Origin of the sequence: Streptomyces ziwulingensis, from assembly GCF_039542605.1 — a bacterium.
In the GTDB taxonomy this organism is placed as follows: Bacteria; Actinomycetota; Actinomycetes; order Streptomycetales; family Streptomycetaceae; genus Streptomyces; species Streptomyces ziwulingensis.
In genome coordinates, this window is record NZ_BAABIG010000032.1 from 77,112 (window position 1) to 86,459 (window position 9,348).

General features: G+C 66.3%; 8 protein-coding genes and 2 pseudogenes. 5 read left to right on the top strand and 5 right to left on the bottom strand.

Annotated features, from left to right (window positions below; all coding sequences use genetic code 11):
• Positions 1–23: 23 nt before the first annotated feature.
• From ABEB00_RS17470 to ABEB00_RS17480, 3 genes are all read right to left on the bottom strand, one after another.
• Complete coding sequence (locus ABEB00_RS17470; RefSeq protein WP_345620677.1) at positions 24–1,244, bottom strand: tyrosine-type recombinase/integrase; 1,221 nt, start codon at positions 1,242–1,244, stop codon at positions 24–26.
• A gap of 82 nt (positions 1,245–1,326) precedes the next feature.
• Positions 1,327–1,776: a helix-turn-helix transcriptional regulator gene (locus ABEB00_RS17475; RefSeq protein ID WP_345620662.1), complete on the bottom strand. Its 450-nt coding sequence runs from the start codon at positions 1,774–1,776 to the stop codon at positions 1,327–1,329.
• 27 nt (positions 1,777–1,803) lie between these two features.
• On the bottom strand, positions 1,804–2,391 hold the full coding sequence (locus tag ABEB00_RS17480; RefSeq protein ID WP_345620664.1) for a hypothetical protein: 588 nt from the start codon (positions 2,389–2,391) through the stop codon (positions 1,804–1,806).
• A gap of 453 nt (positions 2,392–2,844) precedes the next feature.
• On the opposite strand from ABEB00_RS17480, the gene ABEB00_RS17485 reads away from it, so the two are divergent.
• The 3 genes and pseudogenes from ABEB00_RS17485 to ABEB00_RS17495 all read left to right on the top strand — a co-directional run.
• Entirely contained in the window at positions 2,845–3,312 is a 468-nt protein-coding gene (locus tag ABEB00_RS17485; protein ID WP_345620665.1) for a P-loop NTPase family protein, read from the top strand.
• A complete protein-coding gene (locus tag ABEB00_RS17490; RefSeq protein ID WP_345620666.1) occupies positions 3,309–3,890 on the top strand; it encodes an ATP-binding cassette domain-containing protein in 582 nt (193 codons plus the stop codon). The genes ABEB00_RS17485 and ABEB00_RS17490 overlap by 4 nt, the downstream gene beginning before the upstream one ends.
• Positions 3,891–4,057: 167 nt before the next feature.
• Positions 4,058–4,321: pseudogene (locus tag ABEB00_RS17495) on the top strand (transposase); the annotation flags it as partial.
• A 219-nt stretch (positions 4,322–4,540) separates the two neighbouring features.
• On the opposite strand, the gene ABEB00_RS17500 reads toward ABEB00_RS17495, so the two are convergent.
• Both ABEB00_RS17500 and ABEB00_RS17505 read right to left on the bottom strand, forming a co-directional pair.
• Positions 4,541–5,254, bottom strand: coding sequence for an HAD family hydrolase (locus tag ABEB00_RS17500; RefSeq protein ID WP_345620667.1), 714 nt, complete (start codon positions 5,252–5,254; stop codon positions 4,541–4,543).
• On the bottom strand, positions 5,251–6,744 hold the full coding sequence (locus ABEB00_RS17505) for a helix-turn-helix domain-containing protein (protein WP_345620668.1): 1,494 nt from the start codon (positions 6,742–6,744) through the stop codon (positions 5,251–5,253). The genes ABEB00_RS17500 and ABEB00_RS17505 overlap by 4 nt, the downstream gene beginning before the upstream one ends.
• Positions 6,745–7,093: 349 nt before the next feature.
• Here ABEB00_RS17505 and ABEB00_RS36065 point away from each other — a divergent pair, with 349 nt between their 5' ends.
• Together ABEB00_RS36065 and ABEB00_RS17510 are read left to right on the top strand one after the other, a co-directional pair.
• Positions 7,094–7,654: a DUF6415 family natural product biosynthesis protein gene (locus ABEB00_RS36065; protein WP_425586514.1), complete on the top strand. Its 561-nt coding sequence runs from the start codon at positions 7,094–7,096 to the stop codon at positions 7,652–7,654.
• Between the two features lie 212 nt (positions 7,655–7,866).
• Positions 7,867–9,309, top strand: a pseudogene (locus tag ABEB00_RS17510) (glycoside hydrolase family 15 protein); the annotation flags it as partial.
• Positions 9,310–9,348 lie beyond the last annotated feature (39 nt).

Sequence of the window (9,348 nt, forward strand, 5' to 3'; positions counted from 1 at the left end):
CGGACTCTGCCGACCGGCCGCGGCTACGCGAAGATCGCGTCGATGGCAGCGGTGCCCCGTGCGCCGGCGCGGGGCAGGAAGTGGGAGTACTTCCGCAGCGTGAACCCGGGATCGGAGTGCCCCAGCCAGCGTGCCAGGGAGACAACCGATTCGCCAGCCTCCAGTTCCTCGGAGGCGAAGAAGTGGCGCAGAGCGTGGAAGCCGTGCTCCCGGGACGGCTCCCACACGCGAGCGCCGTCGGTGCTGCCCTCCTCCAGCGGAGCGATCACGCCTGCCGCAGCCAGAGCGGGCTTCCACACGTAGGAGTTGAAGTAGTTCCGGTTGACGGCCTTCCGCTCGCGTCCCGTCACCAAGAGGCTGTAGGTCCTCGGCCGCCGGTGTTTGGCTTCCACCGGCGTCTCGGCAGGAGTCGGGTCGTCCCAGGGCAGCGTGACCGGCACCGGCGCGAACCGCTCCATGTGCTGCCGGATGGCCCGAGCCACGCTGGGCGGCAACGGCACGTCCCTGACCTTGCGTCCCTTGGGAAGCGCGAAACACAGCTTCGTCCGCACCATCTTGACCTGCCGCCGGACGTGGACGACTTCCTTCTCGAAGTCGATGTCATCCGCTGAGAGCCCGAGCGCTTCCCCTTGGCGGAGCCCAAGACCTGCTCCGATCACGAGGAGGAGTCGGTAGCGGTCCGGCATGGCCGCCCGTACCGCCAGGACCCGTTCGGGCGGCCACGCCTCGACCCTGCCGGGGGTGGCGGCCGGCGGGCCGACCGTGCTGGAGCGGCACGGGTTGCGTCCGAGGCGACGGTCCTCGACGGCGGCCTGGAGGACGCTGGAGAGCGTCGCCCAGACCAGACGGATAGAGGTCGGACCGAGGTCCTTCTCCAACCGCTTCTTCCAGTGGCGCAGGACTTCCGTGCCGATGGCGTTCAGCGGCTGAGCACCCAGGTGGGGAACGATGTGCCGGCGTACCCTCTGCTCGATCCGCTCGATCGTGGACGGGTCACCGCTCTGGGTGGGCCACCAGTGGGCCGCGATGTAGTCCTTGAGGGAGATGGCCCCATCGCGGGGATCGACGAACTCGCCTCGGCGGGCGTCGGTCTGAGCCTGGGCGAGCCAGGTCTTGGCGTCCTGGAGGGCGTCGAAGGACCGGTCCTTCACACCGGGGATGCCCTTGACGCGGTAGCGGGTGCACTTGCCGTACAGGGCGGTGCGGTCGCGCTTGCCGGTTTTCGGGTTCGGGCGCTTCTTCAGCCATCGGTCTTCTATGTAGCCGGCCAGGTCGAACTCCTTTACAACGAGGGCGACGGCAGCGTTCTACTGCACTTGGGAGGCGTCAGGCGCTGGCAAAGCGGGCGGAACGCTCCTGGGGACGGACACTGAGCGGGCTGAGGGCCGGATTGGAGCGGGAGTCGGCCTGCTCCTGTTCACGGACCCAGGCGTCGAGCGCTTCCACCCTGTACATGACGCGGCCCCGGGGGCCCATGCGGAAGCTCGGCGGTCCCTGCCGACGGTGGCGCCAGACGTAGAGGGTGTGGGGTGAGAGGCCGAGGTAATCGGCGGCGTCCTTCACGGTCAGGAAGGCCGTGCGTACGGCGACCGAAGAACTCGGAGCAGTGAATGGAACACGCAATGTTTGTGCAGGAATGAGAGGTTCTCCGTGGGGTGTGCGGCTTGGGGACTCATATCGCGGCGGCGCCTGCGCATGGAGGGCGCTCGCCACGGAACAGAGTCGTCGAAATGACGGACGGCGAGACGGAGGAAGGGGTTCGGTAGGCACCCGCACTCCGTGGATCAGCCGGAGCGGGCCGCTTTACCGCTTGACCTTCGGAAGGGCCGTGGCCTTGGCCAAGTGATTCCAGTCGATGTCGGCATCTCCCTGGCGGAAGCAGTACGGGTAGCGCAGCGCCAGACATTCCGGGGTTACGCCGACCAACTCGGCGACAGCGAAAGACGAGCTGCCCACCCTCAGCCACTCCGCCAAGCGGGACTCACGGAGGATGGAGATGGGCTCCCCCAGGCGCCACGAGTACAGCTCATCTCGGGGCAGGACGGCCTCTTGAGCCTGCTGCCACAGCCGCTGGCACACGGAAGTCGGGAGCGGCCCACCGCGCGTGCCAGGAAACAGCAGATCGTCCTCCCGCAGACCAGCCCCACTGATCCACTCCCGCAGGAACTCAACGAACCCGGGCTGAAGCGGGATCTCCCGCGCTACTCCTCGGTGACGGGCTGTCAACTCTCCCGCGTCACCGTCCGGAAGCACCACGTCACGGACTCGCAAGGCGCGAACCTCGCAGGGACGCAGCGCCTGTTCCGCCACGGTGAGCATGAAGGGGTACACCGAGTGATCGACACCCGCGTGCCCACGTATGCACTCGAGCAGCGATCGAACCTGCTCCATGGAAAGCAACCATTCTTCGTCGACCTGTAGGCGAGAAGCAAGCGGTGCGTTCGTCTTCCCGTCAAAGGTCCGGCGCGGCCTACCGTCCGTGACTTCTCCACCGCCAAGCGCAGTCAGTCACTGACACCCTCAATGGTCACCACGATCGCCGGTTTGGCCAACCGGCGATCGTCGGTTACCTTGCGCCCGCTTCCTCTCCACTCCGTCACGCATAGAGCCGAGACGGCGTCTTGAGATAACCGACCATGCATCGCCAGACGGACCCCTTGCCCACCTCACCACCCGGTGGCCGATTGCCGACCATTGCTTCCGGGTGTTGTAGGTTGACATAGCCACGCGGAGGGTTCCAGTAATTCGGGGTTCTTTCTCGTCTGCCGTGAGCGGACGTCGCCTGTTCCCGCAACCGGTGGCCTCGATGGCCCATGGAGATGTGGACCGCTCCGGGCGGGCCACTTGGCACTGCTGGGCCGAGTCCGGCGCATTGCCTCGCTTGCACGTCGCCTTGTTGCGGCATCTCGGCATTGGACGACTCACACGTCCAACCCAGGCTGCACCGAGGCCACTTCCCGGAAGCGCAGAACCGCCGTCATCGCCGTCCAGACTAGCCGCATCCTGCTGAACGGACTGGTCACCGGCGTCAACACCACCTACAAGACCGGCCTGTACCTCGGCGACTGGGCGACCTTCCTCACCGACGCGGAGCGCCGTACCCGCCCCCCGGCCGCCCCAGTACCGGTCCCCGCCGACCCGTCCGTCATCCGCGCCACGAACGTCACCTTCCGCTACCCCGGCAGCGAACTGCCCGCGCTCCACAACGTGAGCGTCACCATTCGGCGCGGGGAGGTCCTGGCGATCGTGGGCGCGAACGGCTCGGGCGATCCACCCTCGCCAAGCTCTACGCCCCCACGCAGGGCTCCGTGACGTGGGACGAGACGGACCTTGCCACCACCGACCCCGAGCAGGTGTGGTCACGGCTCGCCATGCTGACGCAGGACATCGCCCGCTGGCAGGTGACCGCACGGGAGAACATCACTTTCGGCAACGGCGACGGCGATGACCAGGCGGTGCTCGCCGCCGCGAAGGCGTCCGGTGCCGACGACGTCATCGCCCGCCTCCCCGACGGCCTCGACACCAACCTCGCCCCCTCCCACTGGGGAGGCCGTGACCTGTCCGGCGGACAGTGGCAGCGCCTGGCCGGCGCACGAGCCTTCTACCGGGCCGACGCCCCACTCCTGATCTGCGACGAGCCGACCTCCGCCCTCGACCCACGCACCGAGGAAGCGGTCTACGACCGCATCCGGGCGCTGAGCGCGGACCGCACAGTCGTCCTGATCACCCACCGCCTCGGCTCCACCCGCGCCGCCGACCGGATCATCGTCCTCGACGGTGGACACCTTCTCGAAGAGGGCACGCACGAAGCACTCCTGGAACAGGATGGCGAGTACGCGGCCATGTGGCGGACCCAGGCCCGCACCTACAGCGACCAGCCCCAGACATAGACCGTATGGAGGGGTGGCTCCAGGGCCGTCCTGGTGACACGGCCCGGGCGAAGGCCCGTACGCTCCAGGCGCCCGGACGGAAGAGAGTGACGGCTCGCCGTCCGGGCGCCCCGTGCGGAACGCTCAGCGCACGGTCTGAAGGGGACGGGGCGCGTTGCGGCAGGCGCCCGTCGCAGAGCGGGGAGCCGGTGGCCGGCCTGCTCAGGCCGGGTAACGCGGGCAGCAAGACCGCCGCCGACTACATCACCACCACCCCACTTGCCCTGACCCAAGTGCCGAAGTTGTACCGGCGCGGACGCCAGACCCTAATTCGCACCGATTCCGCAGGCGGAACCCAAGAATTCATCGCCTGGCTCGCCCAGCGCGGCCGATGGCCGTCGCACTCGGTCGGCATGACCATCACCGACGCCATCCACCAGGCTGTCCTCAAGACTGGACAGACCTGATTACCCGCGCGCTCCAGCGACTCGCATCCCTGCCAAACCCAAGTTGACCTACAACTTTAACCATTCCGACAAGCCGGAGCAACATCCAGGAGTCGTGTAACCCAGGCGCCCACCCGATGTGACAGCCAGGCCGCCACCCTGCCCCAGCCTACGAAATTCCGCACCTCGCAAGCACAAATTCCCCGTCAGCGAACCGACGAGGACTCATGAACGATTGAGGTTAAACTGCGAAACCAAACTAAGTAGCCTTTCGGAGTTCGTCAGGTCTGGGATCACGTGGTTGGCGCCGGCCTTGCTCAGTTCCTCGGCTGAAGTCGTGCCAGAGGCGACACCGATGACATGAGCCCCACCTTCCCGCCCAGTACGCACATCCTCAAGTGAATCACCGATAATGACAGTGGATCGGGCCGAAAAACGGTGTCCATATTGCGCCTCGGCCCTGCTCTGCGCCACTTGCACGAGCGCAGGGCGATAAGGGTTATCGGAAGCGTATCCACCGATACTGAGGTCGAGATACGCGTCTATACCCAGAGCGCCCAGTTTAACTTCCGCGCTGCCTCGAAGATTTCCGGTCACCACTGTGGAAATACAACGGGGACTTTGCTGCACGAGCGCCAACGCTGCACGTGCCCCCGGCATTACCACGCCAGTGTCAAGTAATTCGCCACGATACAGAGCGAGCTGCTCGGGCATTCTCTGCACGATGCGCCGCGCGAGTTCCTCAACCCGGTGCTCCTCAACAGCATTCGTGCGCAGCAGCTCTCGAACGGCGAGAGGCATCGTCACGCCAGTGCCCCGCTTCGGCAGCGCATCCACAGGACGCCCGACGACTTCTTCGAAGAGTTCCCTATACACCCGCCGGTCCGTGTCGCCGGTGTAGACGAGGGTGCGATCGATGTCCCAGAGTACCAAGATCATACCGTGGCCCGTTCACGCATGACCACGCTCCCCCGCTCTAGGAGATCCTTTCCACAAGCGCCGGGAACCAAGGATCGCGCCTCGGTGAGCATGCTCCGCAAATGGTCGTCGAGACGTGCCGACTGGATTCCGTCAGCAAGAGCCAAAACATCATGCGCGATGGCGCAGCCGGCGTCCGCTTCACCGGCACGCATCTGCGCCGTGGCAGCTCGGGATAGGAATTGCGCCGTGGTCCTGTTTTCCTCAGTGGACAGCACGTCACGGGCTGCACCGAACGCCTTCGCGGCCTGCGCTGGCTGGCCCAAATCAAGGTAACAGCTTCCGGTCTGCCCCAAGATCTCACCTGGATTGATCCAGTAGAGCCAATGCGGATCGTCCTCTCCTCGACCACGGGCACAATGCTCCTCTGCCTCGTTCAGTGCAGCCAAAGCATGGCGGGATTCTCGGAGACGAGCATGACCTCGCGCTTGACGAGTAAGAAGCATGGCGTTCAATGCTGGAGCGTCAAGCATGGAAATATGTTGGCGCGCAGTACGGGCAGCGGCAATAGCGTCACGCGGGTCCCCCACGGAGTAGCTATGGATAGCGAGAAACCCAAGGGCGCCGGCACGCAAGCTTGCGTCTCCTGCCGCATGGGCCGCGCGCAGCGCTCCGAGAAATAGGTGCTGGGCAGCGTCATGGTCACCTCCGTCGAACGTATACCAGCCTGTCTGAGCGGCAGTATCGGCGGCTACAGATGCGAGGCGGCTGCCGTGTTTCTCCTTGTAGGAGCCATTCTTCAGGAGATGCAGAAGCATCTGCAGATGGGTTCGGGCGGTGTGTGCGAGTTTCCCACTTCCGCTCGTGGCGTCAACCCGCCGGAGCGCGTCGGTGGTGCCCTGGAGCGAGTCGATCAGCGCGTCTGTGACCGGCGTGGCGCCGGAGGCCGCGACCGCCTCCACGGGGGCCAGGGTGGCTTGGAGCATGTGCTGGGTCAGTGCGGCCCCGCTTAGGGCGGTAAGCACGCGGCGGCGCTTCATGGTGGAACCTCCGATAGCCACTTCAAGTGACGTCACCATACGATCCGCCGTCCAAGGCAGCGCAGCGTCAACAGAACGGCCAGGTCGGGTGTTAGGTGTGTTCCTCCGAAGCGGGACCAGCAGCAAATGCTGCAGGTCAGATGGCACTCCCAGGCCATTGAGAAGGTCAAGCAGCGTTGTTGGACTGCCGATCTTCTTCTGCCCGCGCTCAAGGCCGGAGATGAAGGACTGCGGCAGCGCTGTCAGGTCGTGCACAGCCACCTGTGACAGACCGGACCGCTTGCGCACCAAGCGCAGCACTTCACCGAAGTCCCAGTCGCTCAGGGCCTCGTAGACGGCTTCATCACGCCACGCCCGATCGGGGACGCTCGGGGCGCCGCCCGTTTTGGCACACAGCGAGCACAAGACGTCGGGGTTGTACTGGCTTAACTCCGTCGCGCACCTGGCGCAGACACGGCTCGACGGTCGCATGGCGTAGCCCCTCGGATGACGCTTCCTCCGCCATCACACGATATGCGGGATCCGGTATCTCTACAGCGATATCTCCGCAGAGATCGGCGCGAAGGCTTCCTCGTCTCACACTCTTGCCCACTGCACTGACCGACCATCAGGCGCTCGCCACCTTGGCACCGGACTTGTACGAGGGGGACCACTTGCGCGGCACAACGAGCACTCTGCCCATTCGCTGCCCCTCTGCCCCCGGGCCCGGTCCACTTCGCCTGACGCGGACGGATTGCTCCTGCCGTGTCCTGTTGGCAGACCGCCGCTACGCCTGCCGCCTTCCCCGGCCTATCACCCACTTCAACGCAGGAGTCTTCGCATGTTCCCCTTACGGGCACGCGACACAGGCCGTCGCCAGGAGAGATGCCTCGGCACTGGCCCTGCCCGGCCTGAACGGCTGCTGCCGGTCAGGCCCCCGGTATGCGGGCGGACGAGCGAACTCGCCGCGGCTGCGTCTGAGACGGCGGCTCGGGTGCTCGGTGAGGACGCTCCTCTGCCGGGAACCAGGCAGGATGTCGAGGACCTCGTCTGTCGGCTGCGAGGGCACATCATGCAACTCGGCGCCGCAGTGGCCGCTGGCAGTCCGGTGCTGGATCAGGCCCAGCGGATGAGCGTGGCCCCAATTCCCGACGGGTACGTACCGTCGCGGGTGTTCCTGGTCCGTCTGGCAGAAGTGGTGCAAAGCCTGGTCGAGCTGAGCCGGCGAAGCCCCCCGACCGGCCCGTCGCCCTCGTTGAAGGGCGCGTGGAGAAACTCCAGTCGCAATGCGGTGCGGATCGCCGTCTTCGTGCTCGCCCTGGTCACACTCGTTATCGCCGCATCCGTTCCGCAGGACTCTTCCGCTGGACCACCATCAACGGTCCAGCGCTCATCGCCTTGATCGTGGGCGTTACGGCGTCGCTCGTCGCTCTTCGTCATAGACCCGTCGGGCGTCTTCCACCAACTTGGCAGCGGACGGCCACGCACACCGCTGAACCTCCGGAGCCCTAGCGCCCGGCTCCTGGACCGCCCCATACAAGCCCCCCGGGCCGCCTCGGCGGCCGGCCCCGACGCGTCCCGCAGCAGGGACCGCCCTTTGGAGAACCACACGCGATGAAACGCTCACCCCGTATCGAGCAGTACGGCTTGATCGGCGACATGCAGACCAGCGCCCACGTCTGCGACGACGGTTCGATCGACTGGCTGTGCCTGCCCCGCTTCGACTCGCCGGCCGTCTTCGCCGGCCTGCTCGGCACGCAGAAGCACGGCACCTGGCAGATCTCTCCGGCCACGTGTGCTGACCGATTTGCCGGTTCCGGAGCTGTCGCCGAGCGCCGGTACCGCGGTGACTCGCTCGTCCTCGAATCCGTGTGGCGCACACCGACCGGTTCGGTCCGCGTCCTGGACTTCATGCCGCCGCGCGACGGGGCACCGCAGGTGGTCCGGATCGTCGAGGGCCTGGCCGGCGAGGTGCCGATGGTTTCGGCCATGCGTCCGCGGCCAGGATACGGAAGCGTCAGCCCGTGGATCCACGAGGTCGACGGGCGCATGGTCGCGGAGGCCGGCGCGGACGCGCTATGGCTCGACACTTGCGTCCAGCAGGTGGACAAGGACGGCGTCGTGGCCAGTGCCTTCACCGTCGCCGCCGGGCAGAGTGTGGCCTTCGTGCTCACGTGGTGCCCCTCGCACGCATCTGCGCCTGAAATTGCTGATGCGGAAGCCGCGTTGGCCGAGACGCTCGCCTTCTGGCACTCCTGGACACAGGAATGCAGCTACGCCGGGCCGTACCGCGAGGCCGTAGTCCGTTCCTTGATCGCACTGAAGGCGATGACGTACCAGCCGAGCGGCGGGATCGTCGCGGCGCCAACCACGTCGCTGCCCGAAGAGATCGGTGGCGGGCGGAACTGGGATTACCGCTTCACCTGGCTGCGCGACGCCTCCACCACCCTCGCCGCGCTGCTGGGCACAGGCTACCGCCAAGAAGCGCAGGCGTGGCGGCGATGGCTCTTACGTGCCGTGGCCGGCGATCCGGAGAACCTGCACATCATGTACGGGATCACCGGGCAGCGTGACCTGCAGGAACGGGAGCTGCCCTGGCTGCCCGGGTATGAGGGATCAGCCCCGGTGCGCGTCGGCAACGGGGCTGCGGACCAGCTCCAGCTCGACGTGTACGGCGAGGTGATCGAAACCCTGTACCTCGCGCACCGGAGCGGAGTCGCCCACTGCGCCGCCACCGCAGTCCTCCACCAACGACTCGTCGAGAACCTGGCGCGGCGCTGGCAAGAACCCGACGAGGGAATCTGGGAGATCCGTGGGGCACGACGGCACTTCGTCCACTCCAAGGTGATGGCCTGGGTGGCGGTCGACCGTACCCTCCGCCTGGTCGAGGCCGGTGCCCTCGACATGGACTTGGCCCCCCTGGTCGGCCTGCGTGCGACGATCCATCGTGAGGTCTGCGCCCAGGGCTTTGACCCTGTGCGCAACACCTTCACCCAGTCCTACGGCTCGAAGGAGCTGGACGCTGCCACGCTGTTGATTCCCCGGGTCGGCTTCCTTCGACTGTTCTTGAGTTAGCTCAGGAAGAGTTCACAAGAT